Origin of the sequence: Aeromicrobium fastidiosum, from assembly GCF_017876595.1 — a bacterium.
Taxonomy (GTDB): Bacteria; Actinomycetota; Actinomycetes; order Propionibacteriales; family Nocardioidaceae; genus Aeromicrobium; species Aeromicrobium fastidiosum.
The window spans coordinates 158,923-178,412 of the sequence record NZ_JAGIOG010000001.1 but is presented as its reverse complement, the minus strand read 5'-3'; the positions used below and the strand labels follow the sequence as shown (position 1 = coordinate 178,412).

At 68.5% G+C, this 19,490-nt stretch carries 21 protein-coding genes and 1 pseudogene; 16 read left to right on the top strand and 6 right to left on the bottom strand.

Translation table 11 applies throughout. The features are described from left to right. Positions 1-95: 95 nt before the first annotated feature. The 15 genes and pseudogenes from JOF40_RS00865 to JOF40_RS00795 all read left to right on the top strand — a co-directional run bounded on the left by JOF40_RS00865 (position 96) and on the right by JOF40_RS00795 (position 14,229). The gene (locus tag JOF40_RS00865) at positions 96-983 is read left to right on the top strand and encodes an FAD binding domain-containing protein (RefSeq protein ID WP_129183210.1); all 888 of its coding nucleotides are present in this window, start codon (positions 96-98) and stop codon (positions 981-983) included. Further along, positions 980-1,537 (top strand): (2Fe-2S)-binding protein, encoded by a 558-nt coding sequence (locus tag JOF40_RS00860; RefSeq protein ID WP_129183209.1) that lies wholly within the window; start codon positions 980-982, stop codon positions 1,535-1,537. The genes JOF40_RS00865 and JOF40_RS00860 overlap by 4 nt, the downstream gene beginning before the upstream one ends. Next, complete coding sequence (locus tag JOF40_RS00855; protein WP_129183208.1) at positions 1,534-3,981, top strand: xanthine dehydrogenase family protein molybdopterin-binding subunit; 2,448 nt, start codon at positions 1,534-1,536, stop codon at positions 3,979-3,981. Before JOF40_RS00860 ends, JOF40_RS00855 begins: the two co-directional genes overlap by 4 nt. Further along, the gene (locus JOF40_RS00850) at positions 3,981-4,424 is read left to right on the top strand and encodes an SRPBCC domain-containing protein (RefSeq protein ID WP_129183207.1); all 444 of its coding nucleotides are present in this window, start codon (positions 3,981-3,983) and stop codon (positions 4,422-4,424) included. Before JOF40_RS00855 ends, JOF40_RS00850 begins: the two co-directional genes overlap by 1 nt. Next, on the top strand, positions 4,421-5,374 hold the full coding sequence (locus JOF40_RS00845; RefSeq protein ID WP_188111747.1) for an amidohydrolase family protein: 954 nt from the start codon (positions 4,421-4,423) through the stop codon (positions 5,372-5,374). The genes JOF40_RS00850 and JOF40_RS00845 overlap by 4 nt, the downstream gene beginning before the upstream one ends. Further along, positions 5,371-6,429 (top strand): Ldh family oxidoreductase, encoded by a 1,059-nt coding sequence (locus tag JOF40_RS00840; protein ID WP_129183205.1) that lies wholly within the window; start codon positions 5,371-5,373, stop codon positions 6,427-6,429. The genes JOF40_RS00845 and JOF40_RS00840 overlap by 4 nt, the downstream gene beginning before the upstream one ends. 58 nt (positions 6,430-6,487) lie before the next feature. Then, positions 6,488-7,213 (top strand): SDR family NAD(P)-dependent oxidoreductase, encoded by a 726-nt coding sequence (locus JOF40_RS00835; RefSeq protein ID WP_129183204.1) that lies wholly within the window; start codon positions 6,488-6,490, stop codon positions 7,211-7,213. A 1-nt stretch (position 7,214) separates the two neighbouring features. Beyond that, a complete protein-coding gene (locus JOF40_RS00830; RefSeq protein WP_129183203.1) occupies positions 7,215-8,834 on the top strand; it encodes an FAD-dependent monooxygenase in 1,620 nt (539 codons plus the stop codon). After that, positions 8,831-9,523: a hypothetical protein gene (locus JOF40_RS00825; RefSeq protein WP_129183202.1), complete on the top strand. Its 693-nt coding sequence runs from the start codon at positions 8,831-8,833 to the stop codon at positions 9,521-9,523. The genes JOF40_RS00830 and JOF40_RS00825 overlap by 4 nt, the downstream gene beginning before the upstream one ends. Next, positions 9,520-10,074: a cupin domain-containing protein gene (locus tag JOF40_RS00820; RefSeq protein WP_209674302.1), complete on the top strand. Its 555-nt coding sequence runs from the start codon at positions 9,520-9,522 to the stop codon at positions 10,072-10,074. Before JOF40_RS00825 ends, JOF40_RS00820 begins: the two co-directional genes overlap by 4 nt. A gap of 53 nt (positions 10,075-10,127) precedes the next feature. Then, positions 10,128-10,535: a RidA family protein gene (locus JOF40_RS00815; RefSeq protein ID WP_129183201.1), complete on the top strand. Its 408-nt coding sequence runs from the start codon at positions 10,128-10,130 to the stop codon at positions 10,533-10,535. Then, positions 10,532-11,422, top strand: a complete 891-nt coding sequence (locus JOF40_RS00810) for a fumarylacetoacetate hydrolase family protein (RefSeq protein WP_129183200.1) — start codon at positions 10,532-10,534, stop codon at positions 11,420-11,422. The genes JOF40_RS00815 and JOF40_RS00810 overlap by 4 nt, the downstream gene beginning before the upstream one ends. Positions 11,423-11,441: 19 nt before the next feature. Beyond that, positions 11,442-12,542, top strand: a complete 1,101-nt coding sequence (locus tag JOF40_RS20130) for an XdhC family protein (protein WP_129183199.1) — start codon at positions 11,442-11,444, stop codon at positions 12,540-12,542. 37 nt (positions 12,543-12,579) lie between these two features. Further along, a pseudogene (locus JOF40_RS00800) lies at positions 12,580-12,744 on the top strand (DUF255 domain-containing protein); the annotation flags it as partial. Between the two features lie 321 nt (positions 12,745-13,065). Then, entirely contained in the window at positions 13,066-14,229 is a 1,164-nt protein-coding gene (locus tag JOF40_RS00795; RefSeq protein WP_197984178.1) for a nucleotide kinase domain-containing protein, read from the top strand. 3 nt (positions 14,230-14,232) lie between these two features. Here the strand turns inward: JOF40_RS00795 and JOF40_RS00790 are convergent, their stop codons facing one another. The 4 genes from JOF40_RS00790 to JOF40_RS00775 form a co-directional block, all read right to left on the bottom strand. Then, entirely contained in the window at positions 14,233-15,075 is an 843-nt protein-coding gene (locus tag JOF40_RS00790; protein ID WP_129183198.1) for a hypothetical protein, read from the bottom strand. Continuing rightward, positions 15,072-15,932 (bottom strand): ImmA/IrrE family metallo-endopeptidase, encoded by an 861-nt coding sequence (locus JOF40_RS00785; protein WP_209674298.1) that lies wholly within the window; start codon positions 15,930-15,932, stop codon positions 15,072-15,074. Before JOF40_RS00785 ends, JOF40_RS00790 begins: the two co-directional genes overlap by 4 nt. A gap of 149 nt (positions 15,933-16,081) precedes the next feature. Beyond that, positions 16,082-16,450, bottom strand: coding sequence for a helix-turn-helix domain-containing protein (locus JOF40_RS00780; RefSeq protein ID WP_129183196.1), 369 nt, complete (start codon positions 16,448-16,450; stop codon positions 16,082-16,084). Next, positions 16,447-16,737, bottom strand: coding sequence for an acyl carrier protein (locus JOF40_RS00775; RefSeq protein WP_129183195.1), 291 nt, complete (start codon positions 16,735-16,737; stop codon positions 16,447-16,449). Before JOF40_RS00775 ends, JOF40_RS00780 begins: the two co-directional genes overlap by 4 nt. Positions 16,738-16,843: 106 nt before the next feature. Between JOF40_RS00775 and JOF40_RS00770 the strand changes: the two genes are divergently transcribed. After that, entirely contained in the window at positions 16,844-17,779 is a 936-nt protein-coding gene (locus tag JOF40_RS00770; protein ID WP_129183194.1) for a nucleoside triphosphate pyrophosphohydrolase family protein, read from the top strand. A gap of 117 nt (positions 17,780-17,896) precedes the next feature. Here the strand turns inward: JOF40_RS00770 and JOF40_RS00765 are convergent, their stop codons facing one another. Together JOF40_RS00765 and JOF40_RS00760 are read right to left on the bottom strand one after the other, a co-directional pair. After that, positions 17,897-18,385 carry a hypothetical protein gene (locus JOF40_RS00765; RefSeq protein WP_129183193.1) on the bottom strand — a complete coding sequence of 163 codons (489 nt, stop codon included), beginning with the start codon at positions 18,383-18,385 and terminating at the stop codon, positions 17,897-17,899. Between the two features lie 404 nt (positions 18,386-18,789). Beyond that, on the bottom strand, positions 18,790-19,254 hold the full coding sequence (locus tag JOF40_RS00760) for a hypothetical protein (protein ID WP_129183192.1): 465 nt from the start codon (positions 19,252-19,254) through the stop codon (positions 18,790-18,792). Positions 19,255-19,490: the final 236 nt, after the last annotated feature.

The window sequence follows — 19,490 nt, the reverse complement described above, 5'->3', positions numbered from 1 at the left end:
CGAACAGCCGTCGTCGCCGACGTCGACGTCGAGGGAGGGCGCGCGGCCGCCGGTCGGCCCTCCTCGGGCGTGACCACGTCACCGGGCCGGCGCCCATGATCCCGCCGCCGTTCCGCTACCTGCGGGCCACGACGGTCGACGATGCGTTGACGATGCTGGCGTCCCACGAGGGTGCCGTCGTGCTCGGCGGCGGCCAGACCCTCGTCAACGCCCTCAAGCTCGACCTGGTGTCGCCGTCCGTCCTCGTCGACGTCCACCGTCTGCCCGAGCTGACGGGGATCGAGCTGCGGGACGGACGCCTGCGCATCGGCGCGGCCGTCACCTACGCCACGCTCGCCGCGCACCCACTCGTCGCACAGCACGTCCCCTCGCTCGCCACCGTCGCCGCCGGGCTCGTCGACCGACAGGTCAGGAACCGCGGCACGATCGGCGGCAACTGCTGCCTGAACGATCCGACGAGCAACCTCCCGCCGCTGCTGGCGTGCCTCGACGCGAGCTTCGTGGTCCATCAGCTCGGCGATTCGCCCAGGACGCTGTCGGCGCGGGAGTTCTTCCTCGGCACCTTCGTCACCGCGGCGAGCGGCCAGGCGCTGCTGACCGAGGTCGTCGTGCCGTCGACGCCGGCGACGGCACGGGTGGCCTACCGCCACCAGCAGGTCGGCGCGGACTCGTGGGCCGTGGCGCGGGCCGTCGTCCGCATCGACGTCGAGGACGGCCTGATCGCCGCAGCCCGGGTCGCCCTCGGCGCGGTGCCCGACAGCCCCCTGGGCCTCGACGCCGTCGAGCGGTCCCTGCTGGGCCGCCCCGTCGGCGCCGGTGCCGAGCTCGACGCGCTCGAGGCCTTCGACGGCACGACCATCGCGATGGTCGGCGACACGCACGGATCGGCCGCCTACCGGCGCGCCGTGACGAGGGTCCAGCTGCGACGGGCGTTGTCCGACGTCTGCGGCCAACGGACCACGACGCAGGAAGGCGCATCATGACCGACACGCAGCACGACGCTCCGGACGTCCATGCGATCACGGTGGACGTGGACGGCACGACCGAGCGCGGCGTGGTGTCCTCGCGCACGCTCCTCGTGCACTGGCTCCGCGACGAGCTGGACCGGCGTGGGCCCAAGATCGGCTGCGACACCGGCAACTGCGGTGCCTGCACGATCCAGTGGGACGGACTGCTGGTCAAGTCGTGCATGGTGCTGGCCGTGCAGGCGGACGGCACGGCGGTGACGACGGCTGCGGCGCTCGCCCACCCCGACGGCCCGCTCAACGACCTGCAGTCGAGCTTCCGGGAGCACCACGCCCTGCAGTGCGGCTACTGCACGTCCGGGATGCTCATGACGGCCACCGACCTGCTCGAGTCCGGTGAGGAGATCACCGACCACAGCGTGCGTCGTGCGCTCAAGGGCAACATCTGCCGCTGCACCGGCTACCAGGGCATCGTCAACGCGGTCCGCGCGACGGCAGGTCATGACATCCCGCTGCCCCACGGCAAGACCCCCGACACGCACGGTGCCGGTCTCGACGGGGGACGCTCATGACGACCTCGACGACCACGGCCGCGACGACGACGGCCACCTGGTCGGGACAGTCGGTCAACCGCACCGAGGACGACCGGCTGCTGAGGGCCCAGGGCGAGTTCGGCGACGACACGCCGATCAGCCGGCTGGCGCACCTGTTCTTCGTCCGCTCGCCGTATGCGCACGCGCGCATCGTGTCGATCGACGTCTCCGGTGCGGAGACGGTCGACGGCTTCCTCGGGGCGCTGACCCCCGACGAGGTCGACGAGCTGACCGACAAGTTCGGCGAGCTGCAGGTTGCGCCCGCCGACGCAGAGGTCGACCGCTGTCTCGCCTCGGGCGGCAAGGTGCGCTTCGTCGGCGAGCCGGTCGTGGCCGTCGCGGCGGTCTCGCGCGAGGCCGCCCGTGACGCGGCCGCGGCCGTCGTCGTGGAGTACGACGAGCTCGTCCCGCTGACCTCCGCCGACCAAGCGGTGGCCGCGGACGCCCCAGTGATCCACGAGGGGATCGGCCACAACGTGCTCCACCACGGTGCCTGGGACTTCGGCGACGTCGACTTCGCCTTCCAGCACGCCCAGAACCTCATCGAGGTCGACGAGCTGGTGTGCCACCGCTTCTCGGCGACGCCCCTGGAGTGCAGCGTCGTGACGGTCGACTACGACGCGGGGACCGATGTGTTCGACATCATCGGTGGCTGCGCGATGCCGCAGTTCACGATGCTGATGATGGCCGGGGCGCTGCGGCACCCCTCGTCGCGCATCCGCATCCAGAGCCGCGACTTCGGCGGGTCGTTCGGCGTGAAGATCGGCATGTACGTCCCGGCCACTGCGGTCGCCCTCATGGCGCGCAAGCTGAGGCGGGCTGTGCGGTGGACCGAGACCCGCAGCGAGCACCACCAGATGGGCGGGCACAGCAACGAGCGGACCTTCCGCAACGTCAGGCTGGCGGTCGAGGACGACGGCACGGTCCTGGGGCTGAGCTACGAGTGCCTGGACGACATCGGCGCCTACTCCCGGTACGAACCGTTGGGGTCGGTGATCTGGGCGCAGGTCGCCAACGCCTGCTACCAGCTCAAGCACCTGCGGGTCGACTTCACGAGCGTCTACACCAACAAGGGCCCCACGCACCCCGTGCGCGGCTACTCGCGGCTGCAGCACATGTGGCTCGTCGAGCGGATGATGGACCTCGCGGCCCACCACCTGGGCTTCGACCCGGTGACGTTCAGGCTCCACAACTACATCCAGCCCGACCAGTACCCGTACACGACCGTCAACGGCTGCGTGTACGACTCCGGCGACCTGCCCGCCAGCCTGCGACAGGCCCTGGAACTGATCGACTACGACGACGCGCGACGCCTGCAGGCTGCGGCGGTCGGTACGGGCAAGCGGATCGGCATCGGGATCGGATCGACGCTGGACTCCGGCACCAACAACTTCGGCCAGGCGCGGCTGATGAACCCGTACCTGCCGTTCGGTGGCAACACCGAGGGCGGCCTCGTGCGGATGGGTGTGGACGGGACGGTCTTCGCGACCACGGGCGGCGTGGCCTTCGGGCAGGGTCACGAGACGACGACCGCGCAGGTCGTCGCGGACGCGCTCGGCCTGCGGCCGGAGGACATCCACGTGCACCGCGGCGGCGACTCCGCCCTGAGCGCACAGACCGGCTTCTCCGGCTCGTACGCATCGCAGTTCGCGGTCACCGGCATCGGTGCGATCCTCAACGCGACCGCGAAGCTGTCCGCGGAGATCCGACTGGTCGCCGGCACGGTCCTCGGGGCGTCCCCCGACGAGATCGTCCTCGAGGGCGGCTTCGCCAAGGTGGACGGCGACCCCGAGCGCATGCTGCCGTTCGGCGACGTCGCCGGGATCGTGCACTTCGCGCCGGGCTCGCTGCCCGCCGAGGTCGCGGACGAGGTCGGGCTGGTCGGCAGGGCGGTCTACCGCGCGCCGTTCGAGCTGCCCGACGTCGAGCACAAGACCGGCAACCTGACCCTGACGTACGCCACGCAGATCCATGCCTGCGTCCTCGAGATCGACGAGGAGACCGGCCTCGTCGAGGTGCTGCGCTACGCGGCGGTCGACGACTGCGGCGTGCCGATCAACCCCATGATCGTGCAGGGCCAGGTGTTCGGGGCGACGGCCCACGGCCTGTCGGCCGCGTTGTTCGAGCACTTCGGCTACAACGCCGACGGTCAGCTGCTGGCCGCCAACTTCTACGACTACCACGCCGCGACGGCCCTCGACATGCCGACGATCGCGTACGGCAACGTCGTCAGCCCCTCCCCGTTCACGCCGACCGGTGCCAAGGGCATGGGAGAGGGCGGGGGAGCGCCGCTGCACGCGGTGTCGGCGGCCGTGCAGGACGCGATCGGCAGGACCGGCGCGATCCTCAACAGCCACGCCTCTCCCGAGGCAGTGCTCGATGCGTTGGCCGGGGCCGGCGCCGACAAGGTGAGGGTGCTCTGATGATGATCTCCGGTGAGTTCACGGCACGCGCGACGGTGGGTGAGCTGCGGTCGCTGTCGGGCTCGGCCGACGTGCTCGCGTCGGTCAGCACGCTGAGCGAGATCCGCCCCGTGGAGGGGATGATCCGCGCGGTGTTCTCGCCGACGACCGCCCTCGGCCGTATCCCGCTGCGGACCACGATCGAGACGCTCGTCGACACCGATGCCGGTGCCCGCCTGCGGGTGCGCGGCTCGCGGGCCGGCCACGGCGTCGACGTCGATCTGCACCTCGCGTTCTCGCCGGTGCCGATCGGGACCGTCGTGTCGTGGACGGCCGATCTCGTCGTCCGCGGCAACGCCGCCAGCGTCGGCCAGCGCGTCGCCGGATCGGTCGCCTCCCACGCGATCCAGGACGTCCTCGAGCAGGCCGCGTCCGCGGCTCACGGCCGCGAGGTGCAGGCGTGAACGGCCCCACGACCGACGTGCACACACACCTGGCACCCGCGATCGGTGGGCTGGACGCCCTCGAGGGCGTCCAGGTCGTCGGCGACACGGTGTCGATCGACGGACGGGTCGCCGGACCGGCGGCACTGTACGACGAGGCGGCCCTGCTGGGCTGGCTGGCCGAGCGCGGCCTCGACCAGGCCTGGGTGTCGGTGCCGCCGCCGTTCTTCCGCCAGGGCCTCGACCCCCAGGGCACGTCGGCCTGGGTCGCCGCCCTGAACGACGGCATCGCCGAGCGGCTGGCACGGCACGACGCACTGCACCCGCTGGCGTACCTGCCGCTCGACCAGCCGGAGGTGGCCCTGGCCGAGATCGCCCGCCTCGGCGGTGACCCGCGCTTCTCCGGCTGGTGTGCCGCTGCCGCCAGCGGATCGCTGCGCCTGGACGACTCCCGCCTCGCGCCGGTGTGGGATGCGCTCGAGGCCGGCGACCGGCCCGTGCTGCTGCACCCCGGTGCGACGCCCGACCGCCGGCTCGACCACCACTACCTCGCGAACCTGCTCGGCAACCCCGTCGAGACGACGGTCGCGGCCGCCGAGCTGGTGTTCGGCGACGTCCTCGGCCGTCGGCCGCTGCTGAGGATCGTCCTGGTCCACTGCGGCGGCGCGGTCCCCGCCCTGGTGGGGCGTTGGCAGCGCGGCGTCGACTCCGCCCGACCGGGCGTCCAGCCACTGACGATCGATCCGCGCGAGGCCGTGCGCCGCCTGTGGGTCGACTGCCTCGCCCACGACGCGGCCCTGCTCGACCTGGCCCTCTCGGCCATCGGCGGCGACAAGGTCGTCGTCGGCAGCGACTGGCCGTTCCCGATGGGGTTGGACGACCCGCTGGGCTCCCTGCAGCACCTGTCGGCCGAGACGGTGCACGCCATCAGCCATCGCAACGTCACGACTCTTCTCGGAGGCCATCCATGACCCGCACCCTGTTCGACGTCGACGTGCTCGTCCGCGCCGCCGGCTCGATCTTCGAGGCCGCCGGCATCGCGCCGGGTGCCGCGCGTCGCGTCGCGGAATCGCTCGTCGACGGCGACGCGCGTGGCATCCCCTCGCACGGCCTGATGCTGGTCCCGATGTACGTCGACCGGCTGCGCGCCGGCTCCGTCGCGACACACGAGCACGCCGACGTCGTGCTCGACCTGGGGGCCATGGCGGTGCTGGACGCTCGTCACGCGCTCGGACAGCTCACGTCGGACCAGGCGATGGCCCTGGCCGTGCAGAAGGCCGGCCTCCACGGCATCGGCATCGTCAGCGTGCGGCACGCCTTCCACTTCGGGGGCGCGTTCCGGTACGCCCGTCAGGCGGCGTCGGCCGGATGCATCGGCATCGTCGCGTCGAACACCCGTCCCCTGATGCCCGCCCCCGGTGGCGCGACCCGGGTCGTGGGCAACAACCCCGTCGCCTTCGGCGTCCCGCGACCCGGTGACGGCCCCGTCGTGCTCGACATGGCGTTGTCGGAGGCCGCGCTGGGCAAGATCCGGCTCGCCGAGGCCGAGGGCCGCGAGATCCCGGCCACGTGGGCCACGGATGCGAGCGGTGCCGCCACGACGGACCCCGCTGCAGCCATCGCCGGCATGCTGCTGCCCGTCGGCGGGCCGAAGGGCTACGGGCTCGCCCTCATGGTCGACGTGCTGACCGGGGTCCTCAGTGGGGGAGCCTTCGGTGCGTCGGTGCAGGGCATGTACGCCGACGTCGCGGTGCCCAACAACTGCGCCCACGTGTTCATCGCGATCGACGTCGCGACGTTCGACCCCGACGGGACGTTCGACGGATCCGTCACCGAGCTCGTCGCCCAGATCGGCGCGTCGAGGCTCGCCCCGGGGACCGAGCGGGTGCTGCTGCCCGGGCAGCTCGAGGACGAGCGCGCCGCCGCGGCGCTCGTGGACGGCGTGCCGGTCGAGTCATCGGTCGTCGACGGCCTGCGCGGTGCGGCCCAGCTGGTCGGCGCCGAGCTGCCCGAGGAGCTCGCGTGACGACCCGGGAGCTCGACGCGGTCGTCATCGGCTCCGGCATCGACGGAAGGTCCGCACGATGAGAGCAGTCTTCGACGCAACCGGCGAGGTGCTCGTCGTGACGGGAGGGGCCAACGGGATCGGCGCGGCGCTGGCCCGGGGCTTCGCCGACGCCGGCGGCACCTCGGTCGTCCTCGACGTCGCGAGGCCCGACCGGGAGCACCGCGGGGTGGAGCACGTCGCGGTCGACGTCTCCGACCGCGACGCCGTGATCGCCGCCGTGGCCGGCACGATCCGGCGTCACGGCCGTGTCGACGGCCTCGTCGCCGGTGCCGCCGTGCAGCCGCGGGTCTCGGTCCTGGAGACCACGCAGGAGGTGTGGCAGCGCACCATGGCGGTCAACGTCGACGGCGTCGTGTGGGCGTGCCAGGCGGTGCTGCCGACGATGATCGCCGCAGGTCGCGGCAGCATCGTCGTGTTCGCGTCCGGCCTCGCCTACCAGGGGCGGGCCGAGGCCGCGGCGTACGCCGCGAGCAAGGGTGCACTCATCTCGTTCGCCAAGTCCCTCGCCGCCGAGGTCGTGGCCAGCAACGTGCGGGTCAACACGGTCTTTCCCGGCGTGATCGACACGCCGCAGTTCCGTGCGGCCAACCCCACCGGCGGCGAGCGCGAGCACTGGGAGCGGGTGACCGGCATCGGCACCCCCGAGGACGTCGTCGAGCCCCTGCTGTTCCTGCTCTCCGACTCCGCCACCATGACCGGCTCGACCCTGACCCGCGACCGGGCCTACCCCAAGGAGCGATGACATGGACGTCACGACACCGCCCGAGCTCGCTCGACCCGTCGCCATCGTCGGCGCCGGGCCCATCGGGCTCATCACCGCGCTGGGGCTGGTCCGCTACGGCGTCCCCGTCGTGGTGTTCGAGGAGGACCACGCACTGTCCCTCGACACCAAGGCCGGCACGATCCTGACCCGCACGCTGGAGGTGCTCGACCGCTACGACGCGCTCGACGACGTGCTGACGGCGTCGCTGCGGATCGACGAGATCGGCGAGCTCGACCGCGCGACCGGTGTGTCGACCGGCAGCGTCCTGACCGCGACGCTGACCGAGGACACCCGCTTCCCGTTCGTCATCAACATCCCGCAGCACGAGCTCGAGCCGATCCTGCGGGGCCGGCTCGACGAGCTGGCCCCGGACGTCCTGCGCATGAGACACCGGCTCACGAGCTTCGACGAGCACGACGACCACGTCGTCCTGCACCTCGACACCCCCGACGGACCGGTCGCCTTCGAGGCGTCGCGGGTCCTGGCCTGCGACGGCGGTCGCTCGCAGATCCGCGAGCAGCTCGGGATCGTCGTCGAGGGCCACACCCTGCCTCAGAAGTACATGCTGATCGACCTGGTCTGCGACCTGGACGTCGACAACCCGCGCGACTACCCGTACCTCGCCTACTTCGGAGATCCCGCCGAGTGGATGATCCTGGTGCGTCAGCCGCACTGCTGGCGCTTCCTGTTCCCGCTCGACACCGACGCGGAGCCGCCGACGCAGGACGAGCTGGTCGACAAGGCCCGCAGCTTCATCGGCGAGGTCTCGGGCCTGGAGGTGCTGGGCAGCAACATCTACCCCGTCCACCACCGGGTCGCCGAGACCTGGCAGGTGGGGCGGGTGTTCCTGATGGGCGACGCGGCGCACCTCATCACGCCGATGTGGGCGCTCGGCCTCAACACCGGCGTCCTCGACGCGTCGAACCTGCCCTGGCGGCTCGCCTGGGTCGAGCGGGGCTGGGCCGATCCATCGCTGCTGGACGGCTACGAGACCGAGCAGGCACCCGTCGCGATCCAGGGTTCCGGCGAGATGGCCGAGGCCGCCCGTGCCGTGATGGATCGCCGCTCCGACTCCACGGAGGCCATGGCCGCCGGTGGCTGGGGCGATGCGTTCACCCGCACGCTGCTGGGCGTCAGCCTGGACGTCGACGGGTCGGGTGACTGGTCGATGGTGCGCTCGGGCAGTGAACCGTCACCGGTCCGACCCGGCGACCGTGCGCCCGACCTGCCCCTCGTGACTCCGTCGGGGCCGGTCCACCTGCACCGACTGGTCCGTGACGAGTTCGTCGCGATGCACTTCACGGACGCCCGGCGCCGGCCGTCGATCCCCGCCTCCTCGCCTCCGGGCCTGCGGCAGGTCGTCGTCAGCAGGTGGGACGCTCCGCACGACTCGGGCCTGCGCGACCGGGCACTGTTCGACCCGGGCAACCGGGTCAGGAGCAGGTTCGGCCTCGCCGAGGACACCGTCGTGCTGGTGCGTCCCGACGGTCACGTCGCCGCGATGCTGCCGTGGGGCCCGGAGTCGGGCGCGGCGATCGAGAGCGCGTACCTGGACATCGTCAGGGGCGCCGCGGCGGTTCGATCGGAGGCCGCGCGATGAGCGCCGGCACCGTGGTGCGCTCGCCGCAGGGCGAGCACATCGTCCTGGTCGACATCGGGCAGACCGTGGTCGTCGACAACGACGTCGTCCGGGTCTGGACCGTCCAGCTCGAGCCGGGGCAGGTGCAGCCCTGGCACCTCCACCACAATCCGTACGTCGTCCTGAGCCTGGAGGCCTCGCCGGGCCGGATGGACTGGCTGGACGGCAGCGAGCCCCGCTTCCTCGACGAGTACGTCGGCGGCTCGGTCTACCGCCCCGTCTCGCCGGTGCACCGGCTCACGAACATCGGCGACCGCCGGTACAGCAACCGGCTGGTCGAGTTCAAGGCGCTCGGCGAGAACCGGTCCGAGCCGCTCGACATCGGGCCGGGCGCGCGGTCCGTCGAGGGCGAGAGCGCCGGTGCGGCGACGACGGACGGTCGTGTCCCGGTGATCTCGCACCCGCACACGACGGTCTGGGAGGTGACGGTGCCGGCCGGCACCACGGTCGACCTCGACCTGTCCGCCGTGCCGCACGTCCTGTCGGCGCTCCGGCCGGTCGATCTGACCGAGGGCCCCGACGGCGGATCGCTGTTCCACGCCGGCGGACCGACCTCGATCGTCAACGACACGGAGCACGACGCCCGATGGTTCGTCGTCGAGCTGAGCTACCTGGCGCATCCCGCGACCCGAGCAGAGGAGTCCCCATGACCGACAGCGAGATCTACGACGAGGGTGCCCCGCTGGTGCCTGCCCCGCTACGACCGTCGGCGGTCGATCAGGCCGAGTGGGCCGAGAACCTGTCCGAGCCGTCGCGCTACGGCGGGGTCGCCGCCGACCGCTCTCGTGAGCAGCTCGCATCGACCGACGACGGGCGAGCCGCGCACCGGTTCCGGGAGATCCTCGTGCAGACCGCCGACCTCGACTGGGTCGACAAGACCCTCGAGGGCCTGACCCACAAGGCCCTGTGGCGCGACGAGGACACCGGTGCGTCGATCTCACTGGTGAAGTTCGCCGCTGGCTCGGGCATCCCCTCGCGGCACTCCCACGCGTCCAACCAGTTCATGTTCTGCCTCGGAGGTCGCTACACGTACGTGCCGACCGGCATCACCTTGACCCAGGGCTCCTTCTACTGGAACCCCAAGGGCAGCCTGCACGGCCCGACCTTCGCCGAGGAGGAGTCGGTGCTCCTCGAGGTCTACGACGGACCGCACTACCCGACCCAGCCCGACTGGTACACGTCCACCGACGACGCGCGCTGAACCTCGCACGTCACGACCACCCCGCCACACATCCCACGAATGAGAGATCGCCCATGCCCAAGACCCAGGTCGTCACCGACCAGCTCGCCGTGCCCAACGGACACTTCGCCCAGGCGACCAGCGTCGTGCCGCGAGGACAGTTCGTCTTCATCTCCGGCATGACGGCGCGCAACGCCGCGGGGGGCGTGACCGGCGTCGGCGACATCTCCGCCCAGACGCACCAGGTGTGCCAGAACCTGCAGGCGGCCGTCGAGGCTGCCGGCGGGACGCTCGACGACATCGCCCGCGTCGACGTGTACGTGCGCAACATGGAGGACTTCGACGCGATCCACGCCGTCCGCCGCGAGTACTTCCGCAACGGTGCGCCGGCCTCGACGATGGTCGAGGTCTCGAAGTTCGTGAACAAGGACTACCTGATCGAGATCAACGCGATCGCCGTCGTCGACACGGACGCATCGTGAGGTTGGCCGCCGTCCGCTCGGAGTCCGGTCCGCGCATCGGCGTCGTCAGCGACGACCTCGAGCGGATCGTGGTCCTGGACCCCGCGCTCGGCACCGTCGACGACGTCGTGCGCGGCGGCCGCCCAGCCCTCGAGGAGGTGCGCGCCGCCGCCGCCGCTGCCGGCTCGTCGGTCGCGATCGGGGAGGTCGAGCTGGACGCTCCGCTGCGCCGGTTCAACCGGGACGTCCTCTGCACGGGGTGGAACTACCTCGACCACTTCTACGAGTCGCAGGGCAAGCGGGAGGGCCAGGACCCCGTCGCGATGCCCGACCACCCCGCGTTCTTCACCAAGGGGCCCGACACCGTGGTCGGACCGATGGACGACATCGCGTTCGACGAGGACCTGTCGAGCAAGTGGGACTACGAGGCCGAGCTGGCCCTCGTCATCGGCACCGAGGGGCGTTCGATCCCCGAGGCCGATGCGCTCGACCACGTCTTCGGCTACTTCGTCGCCAACGACGTGTCGCAGCGCGACCTGCAACGAGCGCACGGCGGGCAGTGGCTCAAGGGAAAGAGCATCGACCAGACCATGCCGATCGGCCCGTGGATCACGACCGCCGACGAGATCGGCGACGTCGCGGACCTGGTGATCGAGTGCCGCGTCAACGACGTCCTGGTCCAGCACGCGACGGTCGGGCAGATGGCCTTCACGATCGCGCGGGTCATCGCGGAGCTCAGCCGCGGCATGACGCTGCGGCCCGGCGACGTCGTGTTGACGGGAACGCCCAGCGGGATCGGCAACGCGCGTGAGCCTCAGGTCTTCCTGCAGGACGGCGACCGCGTCGTCACCGGCATCTCGACCCTCGGCACGCTCGTCAACACCGTGCGCCGGACCGCGCTCGTCTGAGCCGGCGGGAGGAGCAGCCGTGCAGGACATCGTCGAGGCCGTGCACGACTGGTACACGGCCGGCACGCGCTTCGCGTTGGCGACCGTGATCGAGACGTGGAGCTCGGCGCCGCGTCCGGCGGGTGCCTCGATGGCCGTCAGCGAGCACGGCGAGGTGGTCGGCAGCGTCAGCGGTGGATGCGTCGAGGGCGCCCTGGTCGGGGTGGCCGAGGAGGTCCTGGCCACGGGCGTCCCGGCGCTCGAGACCTACGGTGTCTCCGGGGCGGACGCCTTCGCGGTCGGGCTGACCTGCGGCGGGACGATCCGTGTGCTGGTCGAGCCCGTCGGGCCCGGGTCCTTCCCGCAGCTGGGGGAGGTCCGTCGCGCGGTCGCCCAGCGGGATGCCGTGGCGATCGCGACCTCGATCGACCTCTCGCGTCGGACGACCGAGCGTGTCGTGCTGACGCGGACGGGCGTCGTGGGCCCGGTGCCCCCCGGGCCGGTCGGCGACGGCATGCTGCGCCATCTGCGCGCGATGCTCGACCACGGACGGTCAGCGCTCTGCACCGTGGGTGAGGACGGCCCGTACTGCGATCCCGTCGGCGAGGTCTTCGTCGAGTCGATCGCCGCGACCCCGAGCCTGTACGTGTTCGGTGCGGTCGACTTCAGCGACGCCCTCAGCCGCGCGGCGAAGCTGCTGGGATACCGGGTCGTGGTGTGCGACGCGCGTCCGGTGTTCGCGACTGCCCGGCGCTTTCCGCTGGCGGACGAGGTCGTCGTCTCGTGGCCGCACACGTACCTGCGGAGCGTGGACGTGAGGCCGACCGACGTCATCTGCGTCCTGACGCACGATCCCAAGTTCGACCTGCCGCTGCTGCAGGAGGCGCTCGCGTCCGACGCGGGGTACGTCGGTGCCATGGGCAGCCGCTCGACGCACGAGCACCGCATCTCCTCGTTGATCGAGCGGGGCGTCTCGCGCGAGGCGCTCGAGCGGCTGCGGTCGCCCATCGGGCTCGACCTCGGCGGCAGCACCCCCGAGGAGACCGCCGTGTCGATCCTGGCGGAGGTCATCGCCGATCGTCGTCGGGGCACCGGCAGGCGGCTCAGCGAGCTGACGACGGCGATCCACGGCTCGGCATGAGCCCGGCGAGGGCGAGGACGCGGCCTAGGGTGGATGCATGGCCAACCGACTCGCTGACGCCACCTCGCCGTACCTGCAGCAGCACGCCGACAACCCCGTCGACTGGTGGGAGTGGAGCCCCGAGGCCCTCGCGCTCGCCCGGACGCTCGACCGTCCGATCCTGCTGAGCGTCGGCTACGCGGCCTGCCACTGGTGCCACGTGTCAAGTCCTAGGCGTAAACGCGGGAATCTGCTGCGACGCCGCGTCCGGGATGTTCCACATGCTGACGGACTGTGTTGACTTTTCCGCAGTGGTTCGGAAGGTCCGCGGTCTACGAATGCTGGGCTTCAATGCTGGAATGCAGACCGAGTGAGGATGCGACGGACCGGGCTCGCGATGCGCGCATCCCATCGTCATCCGGTGGGGAACCACCGCGTGCGGGTTAGCGCGCCAATTGAACAGGGACGCAGACTGGCCTCGTGCGGGCGACGTGTCGCGTGATGGATCCCAGCTTGCCGATGGGATGAGTCCTACAGTGAACGCGTGGTCGAATTCCGGGGGTCAGTCGCTTCCCAATTTTGTGATGATGCTGTAGCGGTGGGGTCCGCCGCGCCCTCAGTGAGAAACGCACCGGCGCCATCCATCACTATCGCGGGGCGCACCATTTCGCCGACCCCCGTCTTTGACACCTATTGGCGTTTTGCCCACGCCCGCCAGCAGGTGTACGACGCACGCCAAAGTGGGACGGAAGGCCCATGGACTGATGACCCGGTCCTTCTAGGTCACCGCTTCACGAACTGTTACCGCGCGTCGGACCGAGTGAGCCAGTTCCTCATCAACGACGTCATCTACACGGGCGACCAGGCGACGGACGAAGTTGCGTTCCGGATCCTGTTATTCAAATTCTTCAACCGCATCGAGACCTGGAATTTGCTCGTCGATGAGGTTGGTGCGCCGTCGTGGGCGTCGTTCGATGCTGCTGCGTACGACCGCGTTCTTTCCGCGGCTATGGCGGAGGGTCAGCGGATCTACTCCGCGGCCTACGTCATGCCAGCACCCCACCTCGGCGCGACGCGAAAGCACACGAACCATCTACGTCTGCTGGCACGGATGTTCGGAGAAGGTCTACCGGACAGGCTCGGCGAGGCCTCGACGATGAAGACCGTGTATGAGCTGCTGCTCTCGTACCCAAGCATGGGGCCGTTTCTCGCGTTCCAGTTCGCGACCGACTTGAACTACTCAACGGCCATCAACTTCGACGAGATGGATTTCGTTGTGGCGGGACCAGGCGCCCGTGACGGTCTCCGCAAATGCTTCGGTGACGCAGCGAAGGGCATCGAAGCAGATCTCATTCGGTACGTCGCTGAGCACCAGGACGAACACTTCGAGCGGCTTGGACTCGAGTTCACCGGTCTTCGTGGCCGACCGCTCCAACTCATCGATTGCCAGAACCTGTTCTGCGAGACCGACAAATACGCACGAGTCGTGCACCCTGACATTGCTGGCTACTCCGGCAGGTCGCGCATCAAGCAGCGCTTTGCCCCGGCGGGCACGCCGACACCCGCGTGGTTCCCCCCGAAATGGGGCATCAACCCAGAGGAGTGCGACTCACCGCTGCGAGTGCCGACGGATCTAGACGAGCATCGGACACGCCGGCCTCGACGAAACTCGCGCGACGCTTCGACTGGTCTGCTCGCGGCGCGCTGAACATTAACTTCGCGGTACGAGCAGCGAGTCCTGCGCGAAATGCTTCGTCACCTTGGCGTGTGACACGTCCACATTCGCTCGCCCCGTCGCGATGGTCAGGACACCGACTTTCAACCCGACCTGCTCGGACAGGAACTGCTGAAGCCGAGCGATGCCCAGGTAGTTGCCGTAACCCTTCTCGATGAGCAGCTCATACCGATAGTGCGCAAACGCATGAAGGTGGTGCCTGTCGATTTGAACGCTGAGCAGGGACATGCAGGGAAAGCCGCGGATGCGACCCTCGCCGGCCGCGTTCGTGTGGGCGACGGCGGTGCTGTCGAAGTCGTGAGAGTCGCCGTGGCGTGGATCCGGCGTGCCGGCGGCGTCTTCGCCGGGGCTGTCCAGGGTCACCTCGTAAGGCGTGCTCATCGGTCCCTTCAACTCGAGTTGGTCACGCAGCCGAGACACGAGTGCCGTGAGCTGGTCTGTACTGTCCGTTGCCGTCGGTCCTGGGTAGCTGACCATTCGCCCGAAGTACGTCCCGCGGTTGTTGTCCCGGAATCGGCGAATGGTGGTGTACATGGCTCGGTAGCGTTCAGCTAGTTCCTCGATGGTGGCGCAGTGGTCTGCCAGGCGAGCGGGAAAAATGGTGTTTGCGACCGTCTCGACGTCGATGTGCCCCTCGTCGGCTAGAAGTGAGTCGATGGCGCGGCGCACATGGTCGTCTTCAGTGGTCGGGTCGTCGATGCGGGTGACGGTATGAAACAGCTTCTGGTCAGGTGCTCGGTCGATGCCCAGAACGGTGTTCTGCCAGGCCTCGGAAAGATTGCTGCCGGCGAACACGCCGGTGGCGACGGTGGACTTCATGCTGCTCCTCGCGGGTCCAGCCCGGTCGGGCTCGGGTGGATGTGAAGGGTCGTGGAAGCGTGGTTGAACGTGACAGTCAGTTCTGAGCCTGTTGGGTTGTCGTTGATGACGTGGACGGTGCCGTCGCGGAGGGTTCCGCTGGTTTGGCCGAGCTGTGTCGTTGAGAACGGGACAGAAGTGTTTGAGGGCCTGAGCGACGCGACACCTGGCGGGCCCAGGATGACGAGTCGGTCGCCTGGCCTGACAGGTAGTCGGAGGCCGTCGAACCGGTCATCCAGAATCCAGACGTCCGGGCGTCTGGATGTGGGAGCAGACACTCCGGCGTCAAGGGTTGCCTTGAGGCGACCCGGGGCGACGTTCGCCCAGGAGTTGGCTTGAGTTGGGGTCGCGAATCGCAGGTTCGGGAGGTGGCGGACGGTGGTTCGGTAGCTTGTGCCGAGCAGTAGAGATAGCGAGTAAACGTCAGCTGCGGTGCGTGGACGATTGAGATTGAGCACGTCCAGCGCGGTCGCGACCACACGCCTTGGCATGAGGAACCAGGAGGCGAAGGCTTCGGCGAGTTTCTCCTGTTCGGGCCAGGGACGACGGCGGTTTCCTTGCGGGACTGCGTCGATGTCCTCGTGAAGTGTCGTGTCGATGCTCGACCCGTCATCAACGCTGGTGGAGTGGCGCATCCAGTGGTGTCCGAGTTCGTGAGCGCATGTGTACCGTCGGGCGGGACGTGGGAGTGCGCTGTTGATGAGGACACCCGGCGCGACACCCGGCTCGTTCAGGTAGGCACCGAAGAGTTGCGGCATGGGTCGCCACATGACGATGAGGTCGGCGGCTCCCAGAGCGCTGACGACGTCGACGCTCACCCCGCTCAGATCAACCCCGAGCGCGTGATGAGCTTTTGCTGCCGCCATGTGCGCCACCTGGTGCGCCTTCGCCCACGTCATCGGTCGTGCTGCTGAAGTTGAGGTTGCGCTAGCAGGCTTGACCGACGAGAGGTGCGAAGGCTTCTGAGTCATGCGGTGCCGCCACTCCCACGAGACTGAAAGCGCAGGAACTCCGCGAAGCGGACCACTTCGGCGCGGTCATCGACAGTGAGGCCTTCCACGGCGCGCGCGAGCATACTGACATCGCGCGAGGTCTCTGAGCCGGTGTCGGAGTCGTCGGTGCCGAGCAGAGATGCGACGGGGCGTTTGTAGATCTTTGCCAGTTTCCGCAGCTCCAGACTGTCCACCTTCCGCTGGCCCCGCTCGATGTCGGAAATCGCCGAACGGGGAATGCCTGTGCTCGCCGCGACATCTTGCTGAGACAACGACAAGTACTCGCGTGCGTCGCGCAGCCGGACGCCGAGCTGACGCCACTCGGCCGACGGGTCTTCGCTCACGCCGGCATCTCTCCGCCTGCTGACGCGCGCTGGACCTTCTCGAGCTCTGCCACGATTGCTGCCGCGAATAGCTTGACCGATTTCATCGCGGCTGCCCGCTCCGGATCGGTGGACAGCGTGACGCCACACCGGTCTTCGACCTGTGCGAGCACTTCCACTGCAAAAAGCGAATCGATGGGCAGTTCCTCACCCAGCGCTTCGAGTTCCGCGCGCAGGTGCTTAGCGTCGCGGTGCTGTCCGTCCGCGATGAGTTCCAGGATGAGGTCCTCGACTTGCCGTTGATCCATACTTTTTCTCCGATCGTGTTGTCGGCTTTACCGACACGCTTGTCCCATGATAGAACATTGTCTGGAAAGAGCACAAGGCGGTCGGAAAAGACAACAGGAGTCAAGGATGGATTTCACCGAGTATCAGCGACAGACGTCAGATACAGACCAGTTCAATGCCACGCAGACCGGCGATGGGACCGGAACTCCCAAGGAGGCCGAGGACTACGACGCCGGACTGGTAGTGCACCTGCTGGGTCTTGCAGGTGAAGCCGGCTCCGTGGCTAGCGAATACAAGAAGCGTCTTCGAGATGGCGAGGCGCACCACTGGTGGAAGGCTCGGATGCGCGAGGAGCTCGGAGACGTGCTTTGGTACGTCGCCAACGTCGCCTCCCACGTCGGTCTCGATCTGGATGAGGTGGCACAGGCCAACATCACGAAAACCCGTTCGCGGTGGCTGACATCACCGACAGCGGCGCTGGACGCGGACTACCCCATACACGAACGACTCCCGAGAGCTGGCGTTTACGAGTTCCGCTCCGGTACCAACGCTGACGGGCGCGAGTCGGTACGCATCTACTTCGAGGGCCGCCAGCTCGGTGACGAGCTCACCGATGCGTCGCACAACGCAGACGGCTACCGGTTCCACGACGTGTTCCACCTTGCCTACGCAACGCTGCTCGGGTGGTCGCCGGTCACGCGAAGTCTCGCCGGCCTGAAGAGGCGCAGCGTTCAGAGGACTGATGAGAACGAGGATGGCGGTCGCGCCATCGCCATCGAAGAAGGTGTTTCTGCGACGGTTTTCGCATACGCCGGGCAGCACCAGATGGGGAAGACCATCAAGCGTCTGGACCAACGCCTGCTCGACAACATCGAGATGCTGGTCGGTCCACTCGAGGTTGGCGTGCGGACCCCTGCGGAGTGGGAGGTCGCCATCTTGTCGGGACTTTCGGCGTTTCGATCCCTAGTCGCGAACGACGGTGGTTACGTGCTGTTTGATGCCGACTTGGCCCAGTTCGAGTACTCCACCGACGGCGTATCTACTGCACGTGGCGTCGAGTAGGTCTGCCCGACTCGCTGTCGGGGTCAGAACGATGAGACGGTTCGACCTGCGGGTGGCGACACCTTGTGTGCCACCCGCCTTCGATGCTTGAGCCGCCTTTTGGGACCAGAGGGTGCTTCAGGGACAGGAGTTGCGTGCCGCTTCTCGGTGGGCGTAGTTCCATTGGCCGGCTTCGCACGTAGCGGTCATCTCCATCTCACGGTCGTGAGGTGAGGCGGCCTTCAGATTCTTGATGACGGCCCAGCATCCGAAGAACACGTCCGGGTACGCGATGGACGCGAGTTCGATCGTCAGGTTGGGCACCTCGTCGCCGCGGAAGTGGATCTCCCATGTGGCGGTGGTCGCGGTGTCGGGGGTGATGGGTGCATTGCTGTCGATAAGTCGCAGCCTGCGCGGAGAGAGGTGAGCAAACGTGTCGACCGCCTGCTGGTTGATGTTCTCCATGGCCAGATGGGCGGGGACGCTCACTCCGCTTGCGAGTTGCTGGACGTGGGCCTGGTCAAAGGCGCCGTTCTTACTGGTCGCGCAACGCACGGTGGTGGCCAGGGCGTTGATGTCCTTGGTGGGGCCGCTCATGAACAGCAGCACCTCGATGGTCTTGCTCATTTGTCTTGTTCCAATCTCGTGTGGTTGTGGGGTTGTCGTTGGCTCTGACGGCAGGTGCCAGAACTAGGACAGTGCGCTGCTCCCCAATGGGCGCAATGGCGCACATACCTGAGGATCTGGCGAAGCGTGCAGGCAGATGCGGTTGCTTGCTTTCGACAGGCGGCGGGGCCTCGAAGTCGCGTGGTGCGCCACCAGCTTCATTCGCTGATGTACTCCGCTCGGTTGCCAGAAGTCCGAGCCGGAGGCCGCGCTGCGAGCTGGGTCACTCGACGTGGTCGGAGATGCTGCGCAAACGGCGGCACGCCGTCGAGGGCGCTGCCGCTGACGTCAATGCTGAGGCGAGCTAGGTCCAGCGCGCATGTCAGATCACGTCAGGACCGGGGCTGACTGCTTGACGTCGCGTTCTACTGAGCGCCGGCAGGGTCGGTGTCAGTGCGTTCCATAGTCCAGTCGCCGGCGATCCACTGGGACTTCATCGGTGGCGCGAAGGGCGCGGTCCAGGTAGCAGTGAAGGTCAGGTCGGGGTGGAGCCGGGACGTCTCTTCCAGCTCGTAGAGCGGGACGGACACGACGTCTAGCTCGTACGTGATTGCAGCTTTGCCGTCCATGGTTGGCCTCAAGGGGGTCTGGCCGACGATCTCGGCACTGGCCACCAGGTGACTGATGCCGTGTCGGATTGCGGCGTACAGAGTCGCGGTACAGAAGTCTGCGGTCCAGTCACCGATAGGCGGTGTGGATGCAGTCCACGGGGCGTACTTGAACTGCAGCATGCCTCCGGCAAGAGTCGACGCTTGGGCTGTGGCGTCGTAAAAATCTTTGAGCTGGTCAGCCGGTCCGTCGATAACGAGGTTGAAGGTGAACGATTCCATGACGGTGTCCTAGGTAGGAGGGGTTAGACCTGAGATCGTGCGGCTCAGCGTTCATTGCGCAATGAGGCTCGCCTCAAGATCGATCGCCCCGAGGCGTCCGACGGGTTGCTCAGGACTGAGATGAGTGGGCAGAAGGACGTCTAGGCGTCGGATAGCTGCTTTTGTGCGTCGGGCTCTGTGGCCACGACGCGGATCTGTGCTCGGTGATCACCGATGGTTGCTGGGTCAAACGGCTG

Excerpts from the sequence above, each read along its gene's own strand:
- JOF40_RS00775 (WP_129183195.1), bottom strand. The coding sequence starts at position 16,737 with ATGGATCAACGGCAAGTCGAGGACCTCATCCTGGAACTCATCGCGGAC.
- JOF40_RS00790 (WP_129183198.1), bottom strand. The coding sequence starts at position 15,075 with ATGAAGTCCACCGTCGCCACCGGCGTGTTCGCCGGCAGCAATCTTTCC.
- JOF40_RS00840 (WP_129183205.1), top strand. The coding sequence starts at position 5,371 with ATGACCCGCACCCTGTTCGACGTCGACGTGCTCGTCCGCGCCGCCGGC.
- JOF40_RS00865 (WP_129183210.1), top strand. The coding sequence starts at position 96 with ATGATCCCGCCGCCGTTCCGCTACCTGCGGGCCACGACGGTCGACGAT.
- JOF40_RS00765 (WP_129183193.1), bottom strand. The coding sequence starts at position 18,385 with ATGAGCAAGACCATCGAGGTGCTGCTGTTCATGAGCGGCCCCACCAAG.
- JOF40_RS00820 (WP_209674302.1), top strand. The coding sequence starts at position 9,520 with ATGACCGACAGCGAGATCTACGACGAGGGTGCCCCGCTGGTGCCTGCC.
- JOF40_RS00860 (WP_129183209.1), top strand. The coding sequence starts at position 980 with ATGACCGACACGCAGCACGACGCTCCGGACGTCCATGCGATCACGGTG.
- JOF40_RS00855 (WP_129183208.1), top strand. The coding sequence starts at position 1,534 with ATGACGACCTCGACGACCACGGCCGCGACGACGACGGCCACCTGGTCG.
- JOF40_RS00850 (WP_129183207.1), top strand. The coding sequence starts at position 3,981 with ATGATGATCTCCGGTGAGTTCACGGCACGCGCGACGGTGGGTGAGCTG.
- JOF40_RS00830 (WP_129183203.1), top strand. The coding sequence starts at position 7,215 with ATGGACGTCACGACACCGCCCGAGCTCGCTCGACCCGTCGCCATCGTC.
- JOF40_RS00760 (WP_129183192.1), bottom strand. The coding sequence starts at position 19,254 with ATGGAATCGTTCACCTTCAACCTCGTTATCGACGGACCGGCTGACCAG.
- JOF40_RS00835 (WP_129183204.1), top strand. The coding sequence starts at position 6,488 with ATGAGAGCAGTCTTCGACGCAACCGGCGAGGTGCTCGTCGTGACGGGA.
- JOF40_RS00770 (WP_129183194.1), top strand. The coding sequence starts at position 16,844 with ATGGATTTCACCGAGTATCAGCGACAGACGTCAGATACAGACCAGTTC.
- JOF40_RS00815 (WP_129183201.1), top strand. The coding sequence starts at position 10,128 with ATGCCCAAGACCCAGGTCGTCACCGACCAGCTCGCCGTGCCCAACGGA.
- JOF40_RS00825 (WP_129183202.1), top strand. The coding sequence starts at position 8,831 with ATGAGCGCCGGCACCGTGGTGCGCTCGCCGCAGGGCGAGCACATCGTC.